Origin of the sequence: Bacillus sp. Marseille-P3661, from assembly GCF_900240995.1 — a bacterium.
Taxonomy (GTDB): Bacteria; Bacillota; Bacilli; order Bacillales; family Bacillaceae_J; genus OESV01.
On sequence record NZ_LT965954.1, the window covers coordinates 492,624 to 517,536 of the forward strand.

27 protein-coding genes, 1 tRNA gene and 3 pseudogenes are annotated in these 24,913 nt (G+C 34.5%); 15 read left to right on the top strand and 16 right to left on the bottom strand.

The features are described from left to right. From C1724_RS13385 to C1724_RS13415, 7 genes are all read right to left on the bottom strand, one after another. Positions 1-312: a hypothetical protein gene (locus C1724_RS13385; RefSeq protein ID WP_258000390.1), complete on the bottom strand. Its 312-nt coding sequence runs from the start codon at positions 310-312 to the stop codon at positions 1-3. Positions 313-351: 39 nt separating this feature from the next. Then, positions 352-774: a hemerythrin domain-containing protein gene (locus C1724_RS13390; protein ID WP_102347267.1), complete on the bottom strand. Its 423-nt coding sequence runs from the start codon at positions 772-774 to the stop codon at positions 352-354. Positions 775-1,072: 298 nt separating this feature from the next. Continuing rightward, positions 1,073-2,572, bottom strand: coding sequence for a nitrate/nitrite transporter (locus tag C1724_RS13395; RefSeq protein WP_102347268.1), 1,500 nt, complete (start codon positions 2,570-2,572; stop codon positions 1,073-1,075). Positions 2,573-2,672: 100 nt separating this feature from the next. Next, positions 2,673-2,888, bottom strand: a complete 216-nt coding sequence (locus C1724_RS13400; protein WP_102347269.1) for a hypothetical protein — start codon at positions 2,886-2,888, stop codon at positions 2,673-2,675. 182 nt (positions 2,889-3,070) lie between these two features. Beyond that, on the bottom strand, positions 3,071-3,517 hold the full coding sequence (locus C1724_RS13405) for a cupredoxin domain-containing protein (protein ID WP_102347270.1): 447 nt from the start codon (positions 3,515-3,517) through the stop codon (positions 3,071-3,073). 72 nt (positions 3,518-3,589) lie between these two features. Beyond that, positions 3,590-4,912 carry a methyl-accepting chemotaxis protein gene (locus C1724_RS13410; protein ID WP_102347271.1) on the bottom strand — a complete coding sequence of 441 codons (1,323 nt, stop codon included), beginning with the start codon at positions 4,910-4,912 and terminating at the stop codon, positions 3,590-3,592. Positions 4,913-5,293: 381 nt separating this feature from the next. Next, positions 5,294-6,079, bottom strand: a complete 786-nt coding sequence (locus C1724_RS13415) for an arylamine N-acetyltransferase family protein (protein WP_102347272.1) — start codon at positions 6,077-6,079, stop codon at positions 5,294-5,296. A 160-nt stretch (positions 6,080-6,239) separates the two neighbouring features. On the opposite strand from C1724_RS13415, the gene C1724_RS13420 reads away from it, so the two are divergent. Next, positions 6,240-6,311 (top strand) — tRNA-Val (locus tag C1724_RS13420). A 172-nt stretch (positions 6,312-6,483) separates the two neighbouring features. Here the strand turns inward: C1724_RS13420 and C1724_RS26090 are convergent. From C1724_RS26090 to C1724_RS13430, 3 genes and pseudogenes are all read right to left on the bottom strand, one after another. Further along, entirely contained in the window at positions 6,484-6,621 is a 138-nt protein-coding gene (locus C1724_RS26090; protein WP_258000391.1) for a hypothetical protein, read from the bottom strand. 17 nt (positions 6,622-6,638) lie between these two features. Further along, positions 6,639-7,613: pseudogene (locus C1724_RS13425) on the bottom strand (site-specific integrase). After that, complete coding sequence (locus C1724_RS13430) at positions 7,613-8,638, bottom strand: hypothetical protein (RefSeq protein WP_102347273.1); 1,026 nt, start codon at positions 8,636-8,638, stop codon at positions 7,613-7,615. Before C1724_RS13430 ends, C1724_RS13425 begins: the two are co-directional and overlap by 1 nt. 146 nt (positions 8,639-8,784) lie before the next feature. On the opposite strand from C1724_RS13430, the gene C1724_RS13435 reads away from it, so the two are divergent. The 6 genes and pseudogenes from C1724_RS13435 (at position 8,785) to C1724_RS13465 (ending at position 12,477) form a co-directional block, all read left to right on the top strand. Then, positions 8,785-8,979, top strand: a complete 195-nt coding sequence (locus C1724_RS13435; RefSeq protein ID WP_102347274.1) for a hypothetical protein — start codon at positions 8,785-8,787, stop codon at positions 8,977-8,979. Positions 8,980-9,248: 269 nt separating this feature from the next. After that, positions 9,249-9,797, top strand: a pseudogene (locus C1724_RS13445) (CHC2 zinc finger domain-containing protein); the annotation flags it as partial. Next, entirely contained in the window at positions 9,773-10,573 is an 801-nt protein-coding gene (locus C1724_RS13450) for a hypothetical protein (protein ID WP_102347276.1), read from the top strand. The pseudogene C1724_RS13445 and the gene C1724_RS13450, both read left to right, overlap by 25 nt. A gap of 12 nt (positions 10,574-10,585) precedes the next feature. Then, a pseudogene (locus C1724_RS13455) lies at positions 10,586-11,305 on the top strand (DNA primase family protein); the annotation flags it as partial. A gap of 182 nt (positions 11,306-11,487) precedes the next feature. Then, positions 11,488-12,033: an ERCC4 domain-containing protein gene (locus C1724_RS13460; RefSeq protein WP_102347278.1), complete on the top strand. Its 546-nt coding sequence runs from the start codon at positions 11,488-11,490 to the stop codon at positions 12,031-12,033. A 51-nt stretch (positions 12,034-12,084) separates the two neighbouring features. Continuing rightward, on the top strand, positions 12,085-12,477 hold the full coding sequence (locus C1724_RS13465; RefSeq protein WP_102347279.1) for a terminase small subunit: 393 nt from the start codon (positions 12,085-12,087) through the stop codon (positions 12,475-12,477). Positions 12,478-12,925: 448 nt separating this feature from the next. Here C1724_RS13465 and C1724_RS13470 read toward each other — a convergent pair whose 3' ends face one another. Together C1724_RS13470 and C1724_RS13480 are read right to left on the bottom strand one after the other, a co-directional pair. Continuing rightward, positions 12,926-14,149, bottom strand: a complete 1,224-nt coding sequence (locus tag C1724_RS13470) for an IS110 family transposase (protein ID WP_102347280.1) — start codon at positions 14,147-14,149, stop codon at positions 12,926-12,928. A 996-nt stretch (positions 14,150-15,145) separates the two neighbouring features. Beyond that, on the bottom strand, positions 15,146-15,610 hold the full coding sequence (locus C1724_RS13480) for a hypothetical protein (RefSeq protein WP_102347282.1): 465 nt from the start codon (positions 15,608-15,610) through the stop codon (positions 15,146-15,148). 226 nt (positions 15,611-15,836) lie between these two features. On the opposite strand from C1724_RS13480, the gene C1724_RS25650 reads away from it, so the two are divergent. The 4 genes from C1724_RS25650 to C1724_RS13495 all read left to right on the top strand — a co-directional run bounded on the left by C1724_RS25650 (position 15,837) and on the right by C1724_RS13495 (position 18,950). Next, positions 15,837-15,989: a hypothetical protein gene (locus tag C1724_RS25650; protein WP_180994271.1), complete on the top strand. Its 153-nt coding sequence runs from the start codon at positions 15,837-15,839 to the stop codon at positions 15,987-15,989. Positions 15,990-16,110: 121 nt separating this feature from the next. Further along, positions 16,111-16,413, top strand: coding sequence for a hypothetical protein (locus C1724_RS13485; RefSeq protein ID WP_102347283.1), 303 nt, complete (start codon positions 16,111-16,113; stop codon positions 16,411-16,413). Between the two features lie 135 nt (positions 16,414-16,548). Then, positions 16,549-17,031: a hypothetical protein gene (locus C1724_RS13490; RefSeq protein WP_102347284.1), complete on the top strand. Its 483-nt coding sequence runs from the start codon at positions 16,549-16,551 to the stop codon at positions 17,029-17,031. Positions 17,032-17,981: 950 nt separating this feature from the next. Then, on the top strand, positions 17,982-18,950 hold the full coding sequence (locus C1724_RS13495; RefSeq protein ID WP_102347285.1) for an MBL fold metallo-hydrolase: 969 nt from the start codon (positions 17,982-17,984) through the stop codon (positions 18,948-18,950). Between the two features lie 279 nt (positions 18,951-19,229). Here the strand turns inward: C1724_RS13495 and C1724_RS13500 are convergent, their stop codons facing one another. Both C1724_RS13500 and C1724_RS13505 read right to left on the bottom strand, forming a co-directional pair. Beyond that, positions 19,230-20,024 (bottom strand): fumarylacetoacetate hydrolase family protein, encoded by a 795-nt coding sequence (locus tag C1724_RS13500; protein ID WP_102347286.1) that lies wholly within the window; start codon positions 20,022-20,024, stop codon positions 19,230-19,232. A gap of 660 nt (positions 20,025-20,684) precedes the next feature. Next, positions 20,685-20,918, bottom strand: a complete 234-nt coding sequence (locus C1724_RS13505; RefSeq protein ID WP_102347287.1) for a glutaredoxin family protein — start codon at positions 20,916-20,918, stop codon at positions 20,685-20,687. A 571-nt stretch (positions 20,919-21,489) separates the two neighbouring features. Between C1724_RS13505 and C1724_RS13510 the strand changes: the two genes are divergently transcribed. The 4 genes from C1724_RS13510 to C1724_RS13525 all read left to right on the top strand — a co-directional run bounded on the left by C1724_RS13510 (position 21,490) and on the right by C1724_RS13525 (position 24,131). Then, positions 21,490-22,215, top strand: a complete 726-nt coding sequence (locus C1724_RS13510) for an alpha/beta hydrolase (protein ID WP_102347288.1) — start codon at positions 21,490-21,492, stop codon at positions 22,213-22,215. A 168-nt stretch (positions 22,216-22,383) separates the two neighbouring features. Further along, entirely contained in the window at positions 22,384-22,902 is a 519-nt protein-coding gene (locus tag C1724_RS13515; protein ID WP_102347289.1) for a 2'-5' RNA ligase family protein, read from the top strand. Positions 22,903-22,906: 4 nt separating this feature from the next. After that, complete coding sequence (locus tag C1724_RS13520; RefSeq protein ID WP_102347290.1) at positions 22,907-23,332, top strand: GNAT family N-acetyltransferase; 426 nt, start codon at positions 22,907-22,909, stop codon at positions 23,330-23,332. Between the two features lie 121 nt (positions 23,333-23,453). Further along, entirely contained in the window at positions 23,454-24,131 is a 678-nt protein-coding gene (locus C1724_RS13525; RefSeq protein ID WP_102347291.1) for a DUF421 domain-containing protein, read from the top strand. A 10-nt stretch (positions 24,132-24,141) separates the two neighbouring features. Here the strand turns inward: C1724_RS13525 and csaA are convergent, their stop codons facing one another. Beyond that, positions 24,142-24,474, bottom strand: coding sequence for a chaperone CsaA (gene csaA / locus C1724_RS13530; RefSeq protein WP_102347292.1), 333 nt, complete (start codon positions 24,472-24,474; stop codon positions 24,142-24,144). 102 nt (positions 24,475-24,576) lie between these two features. Continuing rightward, positions 24,577-24,846 (bottom strand): hypothetical protein, encoded by a 270-nt coding sequence (locus C1724_RS13535; protein WP_102347293.1) that lies wholly within the window; start codon positions 24,844-24,846, stop codon positions 24,577-24,579. Positions 24,847-24,913: the final 67 nt, after the last annotated feature.

The window sequence follows — 24,913 nt, forward strand, 5'->3', positions numbered from 1 at the left end:
TTACACTCTAACCATTTTGAAATAGTCCGAGATTAATTGGTTTTTGCATGTTTCCGCAGTTTCCTTGAAAAATTGGATCACTTCTTCATCTGGTTTCATCGCTTGCTCAAAAGTCACAAAAACTGTAACAGATTGTGAAAAGGAGCGAGAATATCGTAATTTCACTTCAAACCCTTGTTCCTGTTTAACCACTGTCGAATAGATATCGTAAGAATGAATATTATAGTTTGAAAAAACCTCAACCATTTTTTGATATAGGTTTGGCGCGGCAAATCGCAGTAATTTCTCCTTAAGTGGAACTTTTTTATCCATTTTCATCCTCTTTCCTAAGTTTCCTAATTTCTCCAGTTATTATCCGTTGCTTGCTAAAAGTTTATTCATTTCATCATCATTATGAATTTCATCAATGATAATGAGACTATCGAGCAAAGGGATCATTCGATGATCTGGTTCTTGGGATTCTAAACTTTCCTTCATTGTGTCAACAATTCGCCGCATTAAATCATGATCACGGGTCAACTGATATATAAGTTTTTTTAGTTTTGGATTGTCCTCAACGACCTCCTTATATAAGCCTTCTTCCTCTGATTCGGCATGTTTAAGTGTGCGTGACTCCCAATGATCAATAGCAATCTCAGCTACTTGAAGAGCTTTTTCCTTCTCACCCTCATCTAGACATTTACGAAATAAATCTCTCAATTCCCTAGCTTCATTTAATGCAGCTTCATGAATTGAAGAATGTGAATCCTGTTTCCTTAAACTAGGTCCTGTCATAAATAACTCACCCTTTCATTTTTTTACAATTTTCGCCATCTTAATCAATATTCATTTCCAATATCAGGTAGGTTAAACTTGATATTGTTGTATTTTTAAAAATGATGATTTTTAGTCTTTTCACTGTCCTCTCCACACTCCTACAAGAGTCACCGCACATTCCGCTCCTAATTACTATTCAACAATAAGCTTTATAAAGAAAAAAACGCCCGTCCTAGTTGACGCAGCGTATCATATATACTGAATAAATTCACTTTTCAGTAATGTAAGAAAATGACCCCTTTTTTGAAAGCATAGCTTAACTCTTTTTGTAGTCTGATATATCATGAAACCCTGCAACATAATACATAAATTGTCCCGCATTATTTTTCACAGCATTAATAGTTAAATGTTCGAGGTAAATCTCCCCATTCTTTCGTTTATTCCAAACTTCTCCTTGCCAAAAATGATGCTCTTTGATGTCCTCCCACATTTTTTTATAAAACTCGGGTTCATGTTTACCCGACCTTAAAATACTTGGTGTTTTACCCAACGCTTCATTAGGTTCATAACCAGTTACTGCGGTAAACGCCGGATTAACTTTTTGAATTTCACCGCTAGTATCAGTAATCATCATCGCTTGGCTAGTATTATTGATAATAATATCTGCCAGATTTAGCTTGTCAGTATAGTACATCCATATAACAAGAATTAAACTCGCTAAAGCAAATTCCGATAATGCCATAAATCCAATTGCATAATGCCCTGTTAAACTATTTACTGTGGTTAGAATTATCGGTGGGAAAAAGCCACCTAATCCTCCCATCGCTGCAACTACCCCATTTACAATTCCACCCTGTTTCGAGAAATAAAGAGGAACTAATTTAAAAATAGTTCCATTTCCAATTCCAGAGCAGATTGCTACCGTTAATGTACCTATTGTATATAGTAAAAGTGTTGGAGAGAATGAAAGCAATACACCCGATAGAGTTAACCCTGCAAATACAATCATTAATATTTTAAACGGATTAAATTTATCACCAAGCCATCCGCCAATCGGTCTTAGTAATGTACATAAAGCAATAAATCCAGCTGTACGTAATCCAGCATCCACTTCAGATAAATTAAACTGCGAAACTAAAAAGTTAGGCAAATAAACTGTAAAAGCTACAAAAGACCCAAAAGTGATAAAGTAAAACAAACTTAAAAACCATAGCTTTTCATCACGATAAACAGCGAGTATTTGCTCCTTTAATGATGTCTTAGCCTTTGTCTCATGCTTGTCTCCAAAAAGGAAGGTTAGTATAGAAAAAAGCAACAAAGGAAGTAGCAAAAAACGAACTCCCACTTGCCAACCATATTGATTTGCGATGATCGGCGCTCCAAAAGATGTAAACGCTGTTCCAATATTCCCCACTCCATATATTCCATTAACAAATCCATGCCGTTCTTTTGGATAGTATTTTGGTAAGGACGTTACCCCAATTGAAAATATAGCACCACCTACACCAAGGAATAATCCAGAAACGATTAAATCTGCAAAGGAATCTGCTAAACTTAAATAATATACAGGCAACATTAAAAAAAGAAGGCTTATGAGGAAAAGCTTTCGAGAACCAAAACGGTTGGTCCAGAATCCTACTGCAACACGCAGTATCGATCCCAAAATAACCGGTACTGCTGTGACCAACGAGATCTGCCCCGCTGTTAATTGGATGTCTTCCTTAATAAAGGACAATAAGGATGATATGATAACCCAGACCATGAAACCTACAATTAAACTTAAAGTTTGAAGAGGCAACTGCAGCTTCTTAATCATTTATAAATCCCCTCCACCATGAAATACTTTTTCTAGCATATTTTCACAAAGTTTCATTCTTTTTATTCTAATAAAATAAAAAACATAGCGTTAACCCACGCTATGTTCTTTGAACTTCTTCATCAAATAATTTTTTTTGACGAGTCATTATTGCAATCGCTTGATCTGAGATTTGACTTAATTCTTTGTATAGTTCTTTAGAGGATTGTGTATCTCCCTCGTTTACTTCTTGGAAGATTTGCTCTGCTAACTCACGTCTTCTATGACCAATATCCCGTAACTCTTGACCTAACTGCTCCAATTGTTGACGATCCAATAATATAACCTCCAGTTTATTCAATGCTGAATTCGCATTCTGTTGCTTAGTATAAACTGCGAATTATCATATCATTCCTTGTGTAGAAATAAGAAAAAACGGAATTTACCATTATGGCAAATCCCGTGTTAGTACAAGTAGAAAAGCAAATCACTTTTCCCCCTAATGGTTATTTTAATATTTTAATCAACGACAATATATGCTATCATCGGGCCATTATGACCGATATTTTGGTGAGTTGTACAAATTAAGCGATATGTACCCTCATTATCAAACCTCAAGTTTACAACCGTTTCTTCACCTTTTTTCACGACTCCTTTGATATCAGTACCTTCAATATAAAAAGGATGCTCCTGACCATTTACACCAAAGATACTAAGCTTTACATCCTCACTTTTTGGTACGACAATTGTTCCGGGATCCCACCGGTAAGATTCGATCTCTTTACCGTTCTCTAACTTGGTCTTCAGCTCTCCCGTGACCATATTTAATACTATTTCATTCCCCACAGCTGGTTGGTCTGAAGCCGGGATTGCTTCTTCTTGAAGAAATATAGTTGCGCCGAACCCAAGAAGTAAAAGAATTGCAAACAAAATAATCCACTTTTTCCTTATTACTATTGTATACATAAAAAATTCCTCCCTTCTCGTACATGTTTATGCACGAGTATGAAGGAACTTGTCTATAACTCAAACTTCTTTTTACACTATTTTAAATTCATTTATATTATTTTGTAGATCAGTTGATAATTTGCTTAAAATAACTGAAGTTGCCGCAATTTCTTCCATAGAGGCTGTTTGTTGCTCAATCGCAGCAGCTACATGCTGAGTACTTCCTGAAGTTTGTTCAGCTATAGAAACAATATCTTCTATCATGTTTCTCATATTTTGGGATTTACTATTAACATTGTGGACTGTAGCTGAGACCTCTTTTGTTGTCATTGTCATATCCAGAATATTCGCCACAATCTCGTCAAAAACTTTGCCTGTCTGATTTACCATCTCAATTCCTTTTTCAACTATTGTCGTTCCGTTCTTCATAGAATGCACAGCTGTTGCCGTACCAGTTTGTATTTCTTTAGTAAGTTCACTAATAGTGCCGGCAGCCTGTCCAGACTGTTCTGCTAGTTTCCGAACTTCATCAGCAACTACAGCAAAGCCTTTACCATGATCACCAGCCCTTGCAGCTTCTATAGCAGCATTTAATGCAAGTAAGTTGGTTTGTTCAGCAATTTGTGTAATAATACCAACAATTTCATTGATTTTATGAGATCTACTGCCTAGATCATCAATGACAGTCTCTAATTCTTTAACAGATTGCTGGATTTTGTTCATTTGTTCTATCGTTTGCATAACAACTTTACTTCCACTATCAGCTTTTTCATTTGTATTTTTAGATACTATGTCCATCATTTGAATCGATGAGGCTGATTGCTCCATATCCTGAGAGATATCTGTAGCTGAATTTTTTAACTCTGTTGCATGATTCACCTGAATTTCAGAACCTTCAACAACTTCGCCAATCGAAACTGAAATTTGCTCGATTGCCTTACTATTCTGTTCAGCACTTGCCTTAAATTCGTTCGATTGAGTTGCTACCTGAAAAGCTGTTTCATTTGCCTTTTGAACTAAGCTACTCAAATTATGTATCATCTTATTAAATGAACGGGCTAATTGATTCATTTCATCCTTTGTATTAATCTCTATAGAAACTGTTAAGTCACCAGCAGCAGCTAATTCAGTTGCAAAAATTAATTTTTGTAAAGGATTTATGATCATAAATTTAACAAACAATAATATGATCAATGTTGATACAAGCAATGTTATGATTGTATTTATGTATACTCCAAAGTTACCATCAACAAATTGTTTAACATAAGAATTTATATACGCTGAAATAGGTGAGCTGATAAGCAAACTAATCACAATTGCAATGATTAGTTTTGTTCGTAAACTTCTTTGAATCGCATTATTCGAAAGCTGATCTGTAATAATAGAAATATTTTTCTTTGAGTCTTTCGCCATTTTTCTACCCCCTGTATAAACTCTATTTTTTTATTAAATAGCAATATACTATTTCTTTATGAGAAAATTTATTATTTCATTAAAAAGATCGGCGAAATCAGATAAATTTTCTCGTCCTACATTCCCACCTTTCAAAAGATGCTACGTAAATTTTTCCATTTAACCAAAATTATATGGCAATTCTTTTTTTACTTCTATAATTTTGATCACGCTATTTCCTGTAAAAAGTAAATTTGTTACAGATTTGTGATTATTAATTCTATTAAAAATACGAACATCTTTGTAGTAGTTATCTGTGTTTCTATGTGCTTTTACTAAAAAAATACCCACTATGATAGTGAGTATTAGTTGGTTTACAATTTATGTTATATAACATATTTACTACAAATTGGTAATTCCAAAGTGTTTCATTGCTAATTGTTTAAATTGCTCTGATTCTATTTTTTCTTTTTCTACTTTCCCATTTTTCCATTGGGTAAAGGAGGTATCGGTCAATGTTAAGCTTCCATCGCTTGTTAGTATATTAATTAAGTATGATTTATTAAAAGAGGAACCAGGATTTTCACAAATAATTGTTTGAATATCATTAAGTTGAGATAAATCATCAACAATCTGCTTTGAATCAAAGGCATATCCAATCCGCCAATCAACATCTTTATGATTCAGTTTAAGTTTTAAAATATAATCTCCGTAATTAGTAGCAGTTTTTTGCACTTGAAAGTCTCCATTACTGGATCTCACAATCTCCCCATCTAATGGAACCGGCCTTAATGGAATGTTCCCTGCAAACCCTGAATCAACTAAATACTGTTTATTGCCATAGTTAAGCAAGATAGTTACATGTGTTCGTCCAATTGCTCCCCAAACTTGATCAACATGATTATAAACTACTCCCCGAGCCAACTTTATATCAAAACCATTATCAAGTAAGAAGAAATAAAGTAATGTGTTTAATTCATAACAAAGTCCGCCTTCGTTACGGACCAAAATTTTGTTCACTAAATTTTCTTTAGTTATAGCTTTATTTTTTTTAGTAATAACACCTAGGTTTTCAAACGGAATAGTCGTTCCTGTTTTTACTAAAATACTAGGTAAATCTTCAAATGAAAGTTCCTGATGCACAGGAATTCCTATCCGCTTTCTAAATAATACGTTTAGCTCATTCATTTAATCTTTCCCCCTAAATCAACATCATGAACAACTGCAAAATACTATATTTATAATCTTACAATATATATGAAATAATTTAAAAGGAATTGTCATTTTAATAGATAATTAGCTGTATTGACTTAATTGTTAACATTTTATATAATAATTCTATAATTATGGTCTGTTAGCTCAGTGGGAGAGCACTTGCTTGACAGGCAAGGGGCCACTGGTTCGAACCCAGTACAGACCATTACTACAGAGCCTTGGTAACCATTGAGTTATCAAGGTTTTTTCTATATAACAGAGTATTTTGTTTGAAGAAGTACAGATGTTTTGGTGGCAAATTGGTGGCAATTTTGCAAAAGCGAAGTTTTATATAGTGGTTAAAGATACAAAATCATTACTCACAAATATTTATTTTTTTACTTTATATCTTTATTTCCTAAAAAGTTATCAAAATGAGCTGCTGCAATCTCGTCAGCACTTTCTAAAGCGTGTCCGTATAGGTCCATTGTTGTTCCTATTTTAGCATGTCCTAATCTTGCGCTTATAGTTTTCATATGGACACCTTGGTTAATTAAAAGTGTTGCTGAGTATGCCTTAATTCATGGAACCTTATTTCTGGCAATCCATATTTTTTGATTCTTTTTTTCCACCACCTTGTAATGCTTTTAGGATCCATAGGTTTTCCAAATTCTGAGCTAAAAAGTATGAACCTATCTCCACCTTCCCATTTATCTCCCACAAAAAGTTTATGCCTATTCTTTATCCGCTTGTATTGCTTGAGCTGTTCAGTTACACCAGGTGATAATGTTATAGTACGAATCGAGTTTTTTGTTTTTGGTTCTTTGAAAATTTAACCTTTATCTAAATCCACATGATCCCATTCTAATCCAGCAATTTCACCTCGTCGCATTCCAGTAGCAATTGCGAGGGTTACAATCATTTTCCACTTAATATCCTCACCTCGTAAATGTTCCATTAATTTTAGTACTTGTTCTTCTGTATACACCTTACTTTTCTTTGAATCTACTTTAGGTTTTTTTACATTTTCTACGGGACTTTCTTTTATTACCTTCCAATCAACAGCACGTTTAAATATACTTCTAAAAACTCTATGGTGTTTTTCAACAGTAGAAGATGATAATCCACCAACCTTACCATCTGCCCTGGCATCATCACTTTGTAATTTATATAGAAAGTCAATGATTTGCATGGGAGTAATCTTATCCATCTGTAAATGACCAAACGCTGGAAGTATTCGTTTTCTTAATAGATTTTGATATAATTCATTAGTGGAAGGTCCTAAATGCTTTTCAGCATATTTTTGTGTCCACTCCTCAACGAACATCGAAAACGTCATTTTATTAGGAGCTATGTACTCTCCAGTTTCAATCTCAATCATAAACTTAGCTAATTCTTTTTTAGCCTCTGTTCTATTTTTACACTTAACGGTTTTAAATTTTCTATTTCGCCGTCCATTTGCCTTAAATCCATTATTAACAGTTAGTTTCCAAGAGTTTTTTCCAACCTCCGTTACGTGACCAGTCATTATGAATCAACCTCCATCTTTAATAATCTTTCTAACTCTTTTTCAATACGTTTTTGCCCTGATATTCCTTTTGCCAATAAAATATCAATTTTGTTCTCTATATATTCGGGTTCGTATGAATCATAAGTTGAACAAAGTGCCTGTTTCCACCTCTTAATATTTAACTCCTCTGTTCCTTTGCTATTTTTACATGCAGTACTACAATGTACACTTTTGGGGTTTTTGCTAATAAATAACTTATTACACTTCCTCCACTCACATCTCTTAAAATTGATTTCACCAGTCTTCAAAAAACAGTAGCTTAATAAGGAATTAAAGTACCACCCTGCCTGGTCCTCAATATTATATGTTGAAATGTAATACTGTGGTGAAGTATTCCCCTTTAAAATCTCATTTCTCTCAGCAGTCAATTGTAATTGGACACTATTTAACCAAACTATATTTTCTACTACTCGCCTAGACACCTTATGTTTATTTGCTAATTGACTTAGTTGTTTTTCTTGTACAGTTTTTTTTATATCATCAGTTATTGATTTTATTTTTTCTTGTCCAAGCAACAAGTTACTTTGAGTTTCTCTGTATTTAGTCAATAGTGCCAAATATTCTTGAAAGTCCTTAGCCGCCTTAATAAACAAATGGAGGGGTTCCCTCTTAGCGTTTCTGCCTGTTTTAGTTGGATCCTCAAAAATCTCATTAATTCTAAATTTATATCTTTTAAGTACATCATCCCCCTGGTTATATTTCGTTACATTCCATAATCCTAATAATCCCCACGTATTTGCAAACTCTAAAATTTGTTCATTATCATCCAAATCCAACCTAGCTAGAGCAACGTAAGGTGTAGACTTCATGTGTAGTTCCCTATATGGAGCAATTTTATCCTCTGGGTGGAAATCCTCAGGAATATATAAATCTACTGTTTCAATTCCTTTTGTACAAATAAACTCTACCCCATCTTCATCTTTTACTAAATGATACTGTGTTCTAAACCAAGGAGAAAATTGATTAAAAAGGCTATATTCCAAAGTCAACCTTCCTTTCTTATGTTTTCGACAAAAATAATAATCGATTATTTGACTACCACCGATTAATATTTTCATCTACTATTAGTATAGTGAATAACAACTAGAATATCAATAGCAACAATAACTTATGGAAAGGGATGATTGTTTTGCCAAGTAACCAAATGATAAAGAAGGCAATTCGAAGTAGCGGATATTATCAATGGGAGATCGCTGAACTGCTTGGTATAAGTGAAGGGCACTTTTGTAAACTTTTACGAAAAGAACTCCCCAAGGATATAAAGAAACAAATTGATGAAATCTTAGCCACAAAGTCAAAGGTTAATAAAAAGGAGGTTCAGTAATGGAGCGTGTAACCATGGACGTTAAAGAGGTTTCTAAATATATTGGTGTATAAAAGGATCTCATTTACGAATTGGTACGTATAAAGCAGATACCTCACATTAGAGTTGGAAAGAGAATTCTATTTCAAAAGGATTCAATATATCGATGGATTATGGAAAAAGAGATCTTTCAATAACACACATTAAGGTGGTGGGTTAAGATTAGCACTACTGAGCTAATAAGCCAGATTAAAGCTAAGCTTGATATTTTAAGTATTGTCGAAGAATCACATCTGCAGTTAAGAAAGAGTGGTCGAAATTATATGGGGTTATGCCCGTTCCATAGTGAACGAACCCCATCCTTTAGTGTGAATCCACAGAAGAATATATTTAAATGCTTTGGTTGTGGTGTAGGTGGCGATCAAATTTACCTATATGCCTTAATGCAAGGTATCGATAATAGCCAGGCAGTTACCCAATTAGCTAAACGACTGGGACTCTCGCGAAAAAGGAAACTTACGCCAAAGCAAAGGTTCATAGAAAGTAAATGTCAAGAGGATAAACATCTAGAGTCTAGTTTTTTTGAGGAATGTCAAAAGCTGTTCTATACGCTATGTGACATACGGAAATTCATGAAAGCACAAATAGATCAATATCAAAGAAATTTAGAAGATGACCCGTTTGTCGTACTTTACTATCACAAAAAAGCCTATCACGAATATCTACTTGATGGGTTATTAGCTGGATATCAAAAGCAACTAGACATTGAAATGTATATTGACTACTTTTTTGCTGCAGAAAAGGAGGTGGGCATATGGATCAACCTATTCGATCAATAGCAGACCTTTTGAGGGAAAAAGGTGTGGATAAAACATTAGAATTTGTTAAAGAGAGGGACTCTCAAATCGAAAATAATAATATAGAAGATTTTGAGGAACATAAAAAGTATGCAACTAGAGCTACTATGCCCTTAACTGATTTAGGTAATGCTGAACGTTTGATGTTTGAACACGGGAGTAAATTTAGATACCATGTTGAACGTAAGAAATGGCTCTTTTGGAACGGAAAGTATTGGGAAGTAGATAAAACGAATCAATTAAAAAGGCTGGCAATCGATATAGTAAAAACACTTGAAAAAGAACTAGAACATGTTGAAGAACAAGATTGGAATCCAGTTTTAAGCCACATTAAACGTTCTCAAGGATCAGCTCGAATAAATGCAATGCTAAATTTAGCGGATTCGGTTCTAGATGGCTATACCATTGATGAAAGTAGATTAGATACCCATGATTTTAAACTAAATGTGGCAAACGGAATATTAGATTTAGATTTGCTGGAACAGCATGGTATATGTCCGTCCGTTTTATTAGAGCATGATCGTGCAGCCTATATGACGAAATACATGGACGTTAAATTTAATCCAGGTGCTAAGTGTCCAATTTGGGAACGATTTTTGGAAACGACCTTTATGGGAAACAAAGAAATGATTGCTTATATTCAACGGACGATTGGTTATGCCTTAACGGGAAGTAATAAAGAAGAAGTCATGTTTATCCTTCTTGGTTTAAAAGGACGGAATGGGAAGTCCGTATTCATAAACACAATTCAGAGCTGACTAGGTGATTATGCTGGAACCACGGATCCATCTACTTTTATGAAAGGTCAATCAGCCAGACATAATCTTGCTGAACTAGTAGGATTGAGATTCTTGTCCACATCAGAGGTTGAAAGAGGGGAAGAACTTGCAGTCCAGTTAATTAAGCAGATAACGGGGCGAGATGAAATCCAGGCTGAGCGCAAGTATGAAAATCCATTTGAGTATAAACCAACCTTTAAGATATTTATGCTGACCAACAACAAGCCTAAAATTTTCGAACGGAAGAATGCTATATGGGAACGGATCCATTTGATTGAGTTTAATAACTATATTCCGAAAGAAAAGCGTGATAAGGACTTAGACAAAAAGCTAGCGCAAGAAATGGAAGGTATATTGATATGGGCATTAGAAGGCTTTCTGGAATGGAAAAAGCAAGGTCTAAATCCGCCACCACAAATAATAGAATCAGTTAATCAATACAAAGAGGAACAAGACATAATCGGTCAATTCATTAATGAAATATGTGAAGTTGATCCTTGTAATGAGGATTTATGGGAAGTACCCGACCGACTATACCAGGCTTATAAAAAGTGGTGCCAAGAAAGTGGTTTTCAGTGCTTAAATAAAAATAACTTTGGGATGGAAATGAAGGAAAGGTTTACTTATAAGTCAAAACGGGTGGAGTATGACGGTGTAAAAAAAGCTAGATACGTGTATGTTGGGATAAGAGTTATGAGTAGTAGACTGTAGTAAGCGTGTAGTAGTCCTATGTAGTAGGCTCAATCCCTTGTGGCTCTAGGTGTAGTAAGCGTAGTAAGCACATATTAAAAACTATTTATAATAAAATAGATATATATATATTAAAAAACTTTTATTTTAAGCCTACTACGTCTACTACACTTACTACAAATATATTGTGAGTTTAATAGTTAATGAAGGCTGGTGATTGTGTGCATATTCCGTACATGTATACAGATGCTGAAATTAAAGAGGCGCTTAATAGTATGACCATTTTAATCGATACGAGGGAGCAGCAAAATGAACACATAACCAAGTACTTTGATACGAAAGGTATACGCTATAAAACTAGGAAACTTGATACTGGCGATTACATGGCTGTCATTCCCCCTAACGAAAAACTAGGTATTATAAAACCCATTCAATTTCAAGCAGCCATTGAACGGAAAAACAGCATTGATGAATTGGCTCAATCCATAAAAGAACGAAACAGGTTTGAGAATGAACTGATACGTGCGCAGAAATTACATTTTACAATGATTGTTGAAGACCCAAACGGATATGAAAACATACTTAAAGGAAATTACCGCAGTCAATACAAACCACAAGCCTTACTAGGAAGTTTGAAAACTTTCGAGTCCAGATACCACTTCTCCACCGTTTTCCTATTAGATAGGACGGTTGGAAATTATATCTACCACCACTTTTATTATCTAGCTCGGAATCAACTTAAGTGTTAAAACTGCATGCTTTTTGTGTGGAAGAAAAAAACGTTTGAAAGGTGATTATTCATGAATGTGGTAAAGGGTTTAACCCCAAAGCAAAATGCTTTTGTAAATGAATATGTGAAGGATTTTAATGCAACACAAGCCGCCAAACGTGCTGGTTACAGTAGCCGAAGGGCATCTGAAATTGGCTACCAACTCCTACAAAAAACTACAGTTATAGATGCTATTAGGGCGCTCCAGAGCGATATAGAACAACAGTTGAGATTGCACTTCTTATATGATGCGATAAGAGCAAGAGAGATCCTTTACGAAATCATGGTGAACCCCAATAGTTTGGATCGAGATAAAATAGTAGCTGCTAAGGATTTTCTGGATCGTGCTGGATTTAAACCTACTGATAAAAAGGAGTTAGCATCAAATAATTCAATCGAGTTGAAATTTGTAAATGAAATATAAATTAATAAAATAGAGAAACCACTCTTATTACAACGGGGTAAGTTTTGGGAGATAAAAAATAAATTGAAGTAGAAATAGCGTGCCAATTAGCAATGACTTGGTACGCTTATTTCTCTTATTGATATATCAACTTTATATTAGAATTTGAGTTGGAATCCGCAGTGGTTTTACCATACACTTGAGAGAGTTCATAAGTTTTTGTCCCCTTTTATTTCATATGATAAAAGTAGTGTTAATTAGTGTGTTATTTTGAGAACAAAGTAATTTTTTAAGGAATTGAAGGATTTAATGTTAAAATAATATAAGGAAGTCCTTATTCAACTACCATGAAAATAAACTTCTGTAATTAAAGGAAAAAGGCAATACTTAAGAAGACGCAGCTCATTCATTTTTTAAAAAAAGGGGAGAGCGCCTGATTTATTGATCTATTGTAGGAATACGAACTGGATTATAATGCTTCAGGTTCTTGTAATGTTACTGAGTATCCCAAACTTTCAAGTCTGCGTAGGGAATGCCGTACAATTGACTGTTGTCTCTGTTTATCAAAGTAGTCTTCGCCTAAGTCTACATATATTTCTTTACGGGTTAAGAGATAATAAGCAATTCTCAACATGGCATGAGCCACTACTATTCCTGCACGTTTCTTTCCCTTTCGTGACGCTGTACGCCGATACAGTGCTCCGAGATAGTTTTTAGATCCTCTGACAGAATGAGCTGCTTCTGTTAATGCTGACCTCAAATATTTGTTTCCTTTTTTAGTTTTAGATGATTTTCTTTTTCCCGCACTTTCGTTATGTCCAGGAACCAATCCTGCCCAAGAACACATATGAGCTGCACTTGGAAATTGATTTTTAACATCTGTTCCGATTTCAGATAAAATTTGCTCAGCCATTCTGGTAGCTATGCCTGGTATAGAGTCTAAGCGTTCAACGTCTTCTTGATGGGAGCTTACTCTACATGCTACTTCGTGATCCGGCATCTCGATTTGCTGAGTTAAAAGATCAATATGCTTCAAAATTGTTTTCAACATTAGGCGTTGATGCGAATTGATATAACCTTTAAGGGCAAGCATTAGTTCATCTTTTTTCTTTTTCATTGTACGTCGAGCAAAGTTTGCTAGTTTTTCAGGGTCCTCTTCTCCTTCGGTAATAGCGTTAAGCATATCCCGACCTGAAACGCCCATAACGTCTGAAACCACAGAGCCTAGCTTAATATTTGCACCCTCTAATACCTTTTGAATGCGATTATGTTGCCTAGCTCGTTCTTCAATAATACTCCTGCGATATCGAACTAGTTCACGTAATTCTCGTTGATTACGATCAGGAATATAACTAGCTTTTAAGAGTCCATGACGAAGAAGTTTGGCAATCCATTCTGCATCTTTGACATCAGTTTTACGTCCTGGGACTGCCTTCATATGTTGGGCATTCACAACTAGAAACTCAATATCTTCTGCTTCTAGTAAATTAACAATAGGCTTCCAGTAAACACTTGTGCTTTCCATGGCAACATGGGTACAGTTATGCTCTTTAATCCAGTCAACCAACTGTATTAGAAATACAGTTTTAGTTGAAAAAGTTTGAATCTCCTTTCCTTCTGGTGTCATAATACATGCAGTAATATTGTCCTTATGAACATCCATACCGCATGCTCTTTCAATGACTACATCCATTGAAAACATCCTTCCTACGGCTCTGAATATAATTGGAGGCTGGTGCAGCAACCAGAATGGGATTAATCTACCATGTGTGCTTCCCTAAAGGGAGCGACAGTCAGTGGTGCACCGTGGTCGTTGGAGTCAGACTAACGGATGGGCTCTAACGCACCATAGTTAAGCGACCTTCCTCTCCCAGCCGTAGAATCAGTATTGACGGTTCTTAACCGTTTTCATTCTCTGTGGTGAAGCGCTGATTTTTGCGTTTCATGGATGGCTAACGGGTNCTAACGGATGGGCTCTAACGCACCATAGTTAAGCGACCTTCCTCTCCCAGCCGTAGAATCAGTATTGACGGTTCTTAACCGTTTTCATTCTCTGTGGTGAAGCGCTGATTTTTGCGTTTCATGGATGGCTAACGGGGCAGGAATGTGTAATAAGCAATAGTGAAACGATTGATAAAAATAGAGCAAAAATGACGGATATCATCTTTGCTCTATTTTACCTTGTTATTGGAAGACTTTGTTTACTTTTTAATGAGCCCATAATAAATCTAAAAAAAAGTATGTATATGGATGTAGCAAGAAGGTAAAAAGCAAATGAATTAAGAAAAGTCCATCCACTAAACTTAAAAACATTAAAAAACACAGCTAAACATTCAAAGCCTAGAGCAAAAAGAGACCAAAGGATCACATATGCAGTGATATAAATACCCTTTGGATCAAACTTGTCAAATAAGTACACACATAGTAATGCATAAGGGGAATACATCAAATATGTTATTATGTCTGTTACCTCGTATTTTTTAAGATCATTAAGGTCATATAAATCCAAGGGTGGTGTTGCAATCAGGTGATCCATAATAATAGCAATAGTTACAGTGAACAAAATCATTAAGATAGAAATTACAAGAGGGTATCTTTTTGGGAGGAACAATATCAATATGAAACCACAAACAATGGTAAGAATTATAAACCATTCATTTTCGTTAAACTGTTCTGGCAATGGTAACAATTAGCTCATCTCTTTTCTAAGAATTTTTCTAAAGCTAGTAGAGAGGTAGCTTATAAGAAGTAAAATGACAACCCACTCTATTATGGAGTAAAAAAGATTCCATTTTACAAAATCATATACATTAAGAAGGTTGGCTAGATATTCAATCCCTATCAAAAGGGGTATTAAAATAAATAGCATAATCCAATTTTCCCTGTTTTTTGCCCCTTGGATTTTATCTATATACCAAATAATAAGTACAGGAATAAGGAAGACCCTGATAAGTGCCATTGTCCAATAACTAGTTGAATGGCTATTAAAATTGATCATCTCCATATTCAATGCGAAGATGGTCATAAAGTTATGGTGAATAATGTTAGTTACCATCCAAATGAAGAATATTTCAAATAGATGAAGGTTCTTTTTGGATACGGCATATGTAAGATTTATTATCACTGTTAATGCAAAAAAAATTGAAAATGCCATAGCTCCTCCACTAAATTGCTTTTTTAATAGTTTTATCTTTCTATGTTTAAAATATTCCTTCTTCAACTAAAGGGGGCGATTGTTCAATTGAGCAGTCGCTTCTTTCACTATTGTTGGGCAGGATAGTGGCAGAACCGAAATTACCTTTACAGTTATTCATCTCAATAATGGAGTAAGGCTTATTGGACATATATGCCGAAATTTTCATAAGGAGGTAAGTTTCATTATGAGCATAAAGGAATATTTTCAAAGGGTGAAGGAATTTACTATAAAAAAATATGGTAATGGATTAGAGGGTTATCAGAATTCTACCCCTGATTTGGAGGGAAGATTTCTAAATTGGTTAGCAACAAAAATAAAAAATGTTTTCAAGAAATGATAGTATCTAATAGAGACAGTTACTCTTTTACTAACAGTGGTTTAGTGCAAGAAGGAAAGTTTAGGACAAGCAGTGAATATAATAAAACAATCTAATCTTATTAATGAAAAAGGAGCTTAAAATGAAAAAGTTATCTTTCATATTGTGTTCATTAGTCTTTGTTTTCGCTGTGTTCCCCGTTGTTAGTGGAGCTATTAATGAAACTGCAAATAATAGTGAAAATCAACATAAGGAAAAAAAGATATACAACAATCAACTTTCTAAAACTGAAAAACAACAACAGGAAAAAGAATTGGAGGAGTTCCTAAAAAAAGAGAATAAACCTAATGAACTCTTACCCCTGCCAAACCCTGAAAATAGAGTGAATTTCAATGGAATGCCTTTACCAGACGGAGAAAAAGTAGAACCCAAAAATATTTATTAACGGGGGCAATTGCTCAACAAGAGTAGTCGCTTCTTGTACTATTGGGGCAGTTTAGTGAAAGAAGGGTTATGTAATTTTATGGTAAAATATTCATTAGTATGGAAATAATGCTAAGGAATTATGGAGGTATAGACGTTGCGTAAGTATCTGGAAAGTGCGGCATTTACAGCATTTTTTTATTTCATTTCAGTAATGATTGGGTTCTTTTTCTATAACTTAATTTATGATGTTCCTTTTGACCGTAACAGAATAGTATCAGGTTTATTTGTTGGTTCGTTTGTTACAATCATTCCATATGTCTTATTAGGAATGTTTATAAGTGTCATTTATAAGAATAAACCATTACAAAATTCATTTCTAATTGGCTTATTTGTTATGTTGGGTGAACGTTTATCTCTGTATTTAATTGGATTTAATTTTGTCAGAACAAGAATGGATGGTTGGACATATGAAAATTTATTATCTCCAATAAATTTTGTTTCGGCTGAAGCATTGTCGTATTTTACACCGTTTTATATTAGTGTTGGGGGCATTATTAGTCTCATACTGTGTCTTGTTTCTACGTGGATTAGTTTTAAAGTTATGGATAAAAAAGAGTTGCAACTTAAAACAACTTAAAAATTGTTATGTTGAGCTAACGGGGGCGTTAGTTGAAGAAGGTAAATATATCGCAACGTCAAAAAAGCTTAGAATTTATCTGAGCTTTTTTACTTGCTGTATTGCTGATTAATTGCCAAAGTAATGCTAATCGTTGTGTTATTTACATTATTCTTAGCATGTTTCTCTCCCAAAACGAACCAGTTATCCTCTGGTGGACTATCTCATATTGCTCAAGTTGGTTTTTATCCTTCTTTGCTTTCCTGAACTAATAGCTAAGTAATATTATGGGTTAAACCTAAGAAATGATATAATCATAATCACTTCGAAGTATTAATAATTCTGGATTAACATTTTTATTATAAAAGGCTTAATTACACGGTGGCACTTGGTGGCAACCTGGTGGCACAATTAATCATACTGCCACCAAAAACATCTGTTTAAATCGTACACAGTAAATAATTAAGCCTATTAAATCAACAACTTCAAACGAAAACTGTTATATTCTGATTGGCATAACTTGCTTGACAGGCAAGGGGCCACTGGTTCGAACCCAGTACAGACCATCACAAAACAGGAGCCTATATTCCTTGTGTAGCAAGGGGTATAGGCTTTTTTATTTTACAACAGATTAGCATAAAGCCCTTCTTTTGTTGTTTGCACACATTTTGCTGCCTTTGCATACAGAACCAATCTTCAACAAACTCACAAAATATCTGTTTAATTGGTTCAATATATATATCCTCCTGCAATACAACTAACAATTTGCTTAACGCCGTTCGGAGATATTTCTTATATTAAATCCCCTTTTGACTTTTGTATCATTGTTATATTACTTCCTTTCATTTGTCATTACTCATATGAGCTTATTATTTGTTATTGTCTGTTAAATTTATTAACATAAAATTATGAATTTTTAAAATTTATTTATAAAATAAAATGAACTTTTCTTGCAATAGCGAGGTGTAAAGGTGAAGTATTTAAAAAAAGAAGATTGTACCGTTTTGCCAATAATTGTTCCTGTTAAATCGATTTTAAAAACCGTTAATTTCTTTTTAGTAAAACGAGCTCAATCTTTGACATTAATTGATGCAGGTTTTAATAACGAAGACTGTTGGAATGCTCTAAATGCTACGTTAATGGAAAATGATCATAGCTTAAAAGATATAACAGAAATTATTCTTACGCATCATCATATTGACCATGTAGGACTAGTTAACAAAATTGTTTCCAATCACCCACTGCCTGTATATGCATCTCCTCATTCCATTCCTAGATTAAAACGGGATCGAACTTTCCTTGAAATGAGAATAGATTTTTATGCTAACCTCTATAGAGAGCACGGCTGTGGTGAAGAGGGCAAGAAAAAAGTTGATTCATTAAGGCAAGCTAACAGAGAGAATCAAAATCAAGCTCTTGAGGCCGATATCATCGAACTAAAACATACATCAATATTACATTTTAACATTATCGATACTCCTGGACATGCACCTGATCAGCTAGCATTTTGGGATCAAAATAGCAGATGGTTATTTACCGGTGATCTTTTACTTGGACATATTTCCAGTAATGCCTTGGTTGAACCCGACTATGAAGGAAAAAAAATACTGACATTAAATCAACATTTGGAATCATTGAAAAGATGTGCGGTGCTTAACGCGGAAATCGTTTTTCCTGGGCATGGAGAGCTCATTTATAATGCAAACGAGTTAATCCAAATGAAATTAGAGAGAACTGAACAAAAATGTGAAAAGCTCCTTCAATTGATTGGCTCTGGAATATCGACCGCAAATGATCTCGCAATGGCCTATTATAATCGAATTTATCATGAACAATTCTCTCTTGTAATGTCAGAGGTAATTGGGCATCTTGATTACATGGAATTAAACAATAGAGTAAATAAGGAGTTTGTTCAGGGGCTGTGGCATTATTCTACATAAACATTTATAGCCATTTAAAGCCATAAGAACGTTAAAACAGACGTCACCTATGGCATAATTTGTATTTAAAGGGAACATACCCTCTTAAGTTATTAATCCAAGATGTATACTGGCCTAGAGAGTTTAAACAACCTTCTGTAAAAGGCACAATTAACCTTGGGTAGTTAATTCCCCCCTTAATATTACCAATATAAAAAACACGACTTTCCTCCAAGAATAACGAAAAGTCGTGTTTTTTATAATTTATTTATATTAACCAGGTTAATCTTCAGTAACTTTTTACTTAACTTTATTGCGAAGTTGACCTATATGCTCCACTTCAACTACTACAGTATCCCCCGATTTCATTGGACAGCTCCCTGCCGGTGAGCCAGTTGCAAGAACATCACCAGGCTCTAGTGTCATGACTTTTGAAATCCAACTTATTAAGAAAGGAATGGAAAATGACATTTGATTCGTATTACCCTCTTGCACAACTTCCCCGTTTAAAGTTGTAACAATTTTTAAATTGGTTGGATCTATATTGGTCACAATATAAGGACCTAATGGCCCAAACGTATCAAAACCTTTACCTCTTGTGAACTGGGGATCTGATTTAGTAAGGTCTCTTGCTGTCACATCATTAAAAATAGTACACCCAAAAACATAATCTAATGCTTCTTCTTCTTTCACATTTTTACAACGTTTTCCAATTACAAGTGCTAATTCCCCCTCCATTTCTACCTGCTTGGTTAAATCGGTAGGTGGCAAAATGATTTCACCTTGATCTGGAATAATAGAAGTAGTTGGCTTTAAAAACAGAAATGGTTCACCAAGATTAGCTTGTCCACCAGTTTCTTTTGCGTGTAGTGCATATGTCCAACCAAAATTAACAATTTTTGAAGGAGTTACTGGCTCCAAAATCTTAACATCATTATATTTAACCCTTACTCCATCATACTTTAGTTCATTGTTAACAATTTCCGTAAAATCACTTGACAGTTGGATGATTTCATTATCCTCCAAAATTCCATAATACACTTTTTCATTATTCAGATAACGAACTATCGTTTCTGTTTTTGTCAATGTTTGCATTCTCCCCGGAACCCCTTTTCAATTAGTCATATTACACATGTTGATTTGTTCTGCATAAATTTAATACAGAATATACTCTTTCACTTCCTCTATTGTAAAGCAAATAGCATGACCTATCCACGACAACTTTTTTTTTGTACAACTTTATTGCACCCTTTTAGGGTACAAATAAACCACCATATAGAGCATAAGGATCCACTTGTGCACTTTCTGCGTTAATTCTCACAAGCCTGTTTCCACTTCTTTGATAAAGGAGAGCGTTTTCTTTTTATTGGTTGTTAAAATAAATGAGCACCACTTGTAACGTCTCTTCAATTGTAACGACATTTATTATTACTAGTACAGCGCCAATAATTTCCTATTGAGCAAATGTCATGGTGGAACTTACAAAATCCAATATAGTGGGTTCAACATAGTAAGCATCTACACTGTCTGAGCTAGTAAATGAAATAACGTTAATATCAGGTGTTTGAAGTTTTACTGGCGTAATGGGTGGAAAAATTAGGAGAAGCAACAAAATTATCTCCAACAATTTCTTAAACGTTGATACTGATACATAAGGAAGTAATCACATTTTGCGAGGAAAAACAAAAAAGCTTGTAGATTTGTCTAGCATTAGTAGACCATATCTACAAGCTGTAAAAAAATAAATTTTTCAACTTATTTCTTCACATACTGCATTAGTTTTTCAGGATCATAGCCTAGGACCCAGTTGCCATTGATCTTTGTCTGCGGTACGCCCATCTGGCCAGTTTCCTGTACTAGCTTTTGACCGGCAACAGGATCTAACTGCACATTTACTTCTTTGTAGGTTAATCCTTGATCCTCAAGGAATTTTTTCATCATTGTGCAGTACGGTCAAGTATTTGTTGAATACACAGTAATATCGTTCATGCTGTGTTTACCCTCCTTTTTTTCCATTTACCCATAAAAGTATTTATCCCGGTAATGATGTTAAGTAACCTCGAAAAATAGTTACCGGAGACACCTTTGTTTTTCCCTTATTCGATAAAAATAACCATGGAAGAGTAGATCTTCTAAAACATTTGGCTGAAACCGAAATTTTGTCTTAACATCAGTCATATTATTTGTTCAAAAACTAACTTAAAATTGCCGCAAATCCGCTTATCCTATTCAATACACTAATTTGATTTGTTTCTTTATCAAACTGCATCGTACCACCGAATTTTTTCATTCGAAACGTTCTATATATACTATTATTATGATATCCTTCATAATAATACCTCACCTTAATGTAGTGCTAAATTGATTTTATCTATGCGTAAGACAAGCTAACCGAAGTTATTATGCTCTAAGAGGGCAGCTTTGGTCATGATACGAATGTTGTCTTAACTATAAAATTAAAAAATTTTAGAACCAACGATGAAGTGACTGCCAACCTTACGGCAGTGTATTGACTTAATCTTTATATAAATTAATAATTTGTTTTATTTAAGGAGAATTTATGCTAAAACAAAAAGGAAAAGTCATGGATGATTATTTCTATAGTGAATCATTAAAAGAAAATATTGAACTACTAATATATCTTCCGCCTTCTTATTCACCACTGTATACATATAATATTTTATTTACTCAAGATGGACGGGACTATTTCAACCTAGGCCGAATTGCACGTATAGCAGATGAGCTTCATCAAACATCCCAAATGGATCAAACGATTATTATTGGTATTCCTTATAAAAATCTTAATGATCGCAAACAAAAGTATCATCCAAGCGGTACTAAACATCGTGCATATATTCGTTTTCTTGCACATGAACTTATTGGATATATTGATACTTGTTATCCAACCTATCAATTAGGTTCAACACGGGCATTAATTGGTGATTCACTGGCTGGAACAGTCTCACTACTAACTGCATTAGCATACCCACATACATTTGGAAAAGTAATCCTCCAATCACCGTATGTGGATCAACAGGTAATTGAATCTGTAAAGCAATTTGATAAGCAATCTTTACTTGAGCTCTATCATGTTATTGGTACGGAAGAAACGAATGTCAAAACTACTGATGGAATAGAGGAAAATTTTTTTAGTCGTAATAAAGAATTGGCAAGCCTACTCAAATCTAATAATTATAACGTTTTTTACGATGAATTTTGCGGAAACCATACATGGACATATTGGCAACCAGACCTAAAACGAGCTCTGACAATGATGTTTAACTAATAATAAAACGCTGTTATTCATTCCCTAATGTGAATTTTTTGGTGACTTTGCTATAATAATACATAATGAATAAAATGTTATTGTATATGCTAGTTACTATGAATAAAATATACAAATATAGTGGAGTTATAGGAACTACATACAAATTACAAGGAGGATCTAGAGCCTATGAAATATGGTATAGCTATCTTTCCATCCAAAAAACTACAAGATTATGCTAATTCTTATCGAAAGAGATATGACCCACATTATTCACTCATTCCGCCACATGTTACTTTAGTGGATTCCTTTGAGGTAGCAGATGATGAAACACAAACGGTTACTAAGAAACTAGACAAAATCGCTGAACAAATCTTACCCTTTTCACTGCAAGTATATAAAGTTAAAACATTTCATCCAGCTTCAAACAAAATCTATTTAGCAATAAAAAAGGATGAGCAATTACTTAAGTTGTACGATACCCTAAACACTGAGTTGCTTAATAATTATGAAAAAACCGATAGTTTTGTACCGCATATTACAATTGGCCAAAAGCTATCAAATCAAGAACATTCAGATGTAGTTGGACAACTGAACATGATGGACATTAATCATACTGAAACGATCGACCGCTTTCATTTATTATACCAACTCGATGATCATCAATGGTCTAGCTATGAAACATTCCACTTAGGAAAGGACTCTTAATCAAATGAATGTAAAAATTGCTACAAATGATAAAGAAATAGACGACGCCTTTTCTGTCCGACATGAAGTTTTTGTAAATGAGCAAAATGTTCCACTCGAAGAAGAGATGGACCAATATGATAAAGAAGCGACACATTTTGTTTTATATGACAATGGACAACCGATTGGGGCAGGCAGATGCCGTCAATTAGAAGACGTATTAAAGGTGGAAAGAATTTGTGTTTTAAGTTCATATCGCAAAAAAGGCTGCGGTATACTATTAATGCAACAAGCGGAAGAAATAGCTACTAAAAAAGGAATTCATAAATTAAAGCTCAATGCTCAGACACATGCAGAAAACTTTTACAAAAAACTCGGCTACGAAACTGTATCGGAAGACGTATTCATGGACGCGGGTATACCACATGTAACCATGGTAAAACACGTATGATAAGCGACCCAATCAGGGTCGTTTTTTCATACATGCTAACGACATTAGATAATTTACTTTCATATTTTCATCAGTTATGGACATTCTATAGAAGGAATTCTTTTATAGCGCAGGTGAAAAGATGGAATATATCCAAACCTTGGTGGAACTTTTTGTCGGGTTTATAGCTTTGTTCGTCTTGACAAAAGTGTTAGGAAAAACACAAATAACCCAAATTACCGCGTTTGATTTTATTTCTGCGTTAGTATTGGGGGAACTTGTTGGAAATGCAATTTATGATGATGACGTTAAAATTGGTATTGTTCTCTTTGGAGTAACAATTTGGGGATTACTCATCTACGTCCTAGAAATAATCACACAAAAAATGAAACGAACCCGCAAGTTTTTAGAAGGCGAACCTGCAATTGTTATTCGGAAAGGACAAATTCAGCGTGAAATTCTTAAGAAAAACCACTTAGATATTAATCAGCTCCAGCATTTATTACGCCTGAAAGATGTATTTTCAATTCAAGACGTAGAATATGCAATTCTTGAAACAGATGGACAAGTAAGTGTCTTAAAAAAATCAACGGTCTCTACCCCAACTCGCAAAGATTTAAATTTAACTCCACAAAATGTTGTATTACCTATTACCCTGATTATTGATGGTGAAATGGTAAGAGATAATTTACAGTCGATCGGATTTGATGCAGTCTGGCTAAGAAATCAAATTCAAGCGTCAGGCGCTACTAGCATTAAGGACGTTTTATATGCAGAATATCAGGAAGGACAGGCGCTCCATGTACAAATGTACAAGTAGCGCCTGTATTTCAAGATATTTTAGTGCCATTGGGAACAGCGTCATCTGGACAAAGAAGCACTACATCACCTTTTTCCGGTACAGCTCCTAAAATCAATACCTCTGACTTAAAACCCGCTATCCGCCTTGGTGGAAAATTAATAACACCGATCACTTTCCGACCTACAAGATCATTTTCTACATATCTTTTGGTTATTTGAGCACTAGATTGTTTAATTCCGACTTCTTCACCAAAATCGATTTCCATTTTAATAGCCGGAATCTTAGCCTCCGGAAACGGTTCCGCTTTTAACACAGTGCCTACACGCATATCAAGCTTTAAAAAATCATCAATAGTTGCCATGCTCTAGTCTCCTTTATAATAACTATAAAAAGCCCTGCACATATACTTGCAAGGCAGTTACCGTATTAACAATTTCACACATAAATACACTCTTAAAATGTATTAAACAACCTCATTAAATAATGTACCTTTTCCTGTAATATCAGCCATATAGATATCAGCATTTTTACCTTTAGGCTCATGTAGTACGCGCTCATCAACCGGTTTTGGCTTTTCATTCTGTTCGTTAGGTTCTGCACTATTATTCATTTTAGTATGCAGAGTTACTTTATAAACAGGAGCTAATGTGAATGATCTTACATGTTTCTTCATAATCGTTCTGTTCGCATATTGTGTATATTGTTCATGATTGAGTGGTAATATATAGCCCATTATTATCCCCCTCAAATGAAATTTTGTATATACAACCTAAATTCTTTATACCCTTAATCAAGAGAGA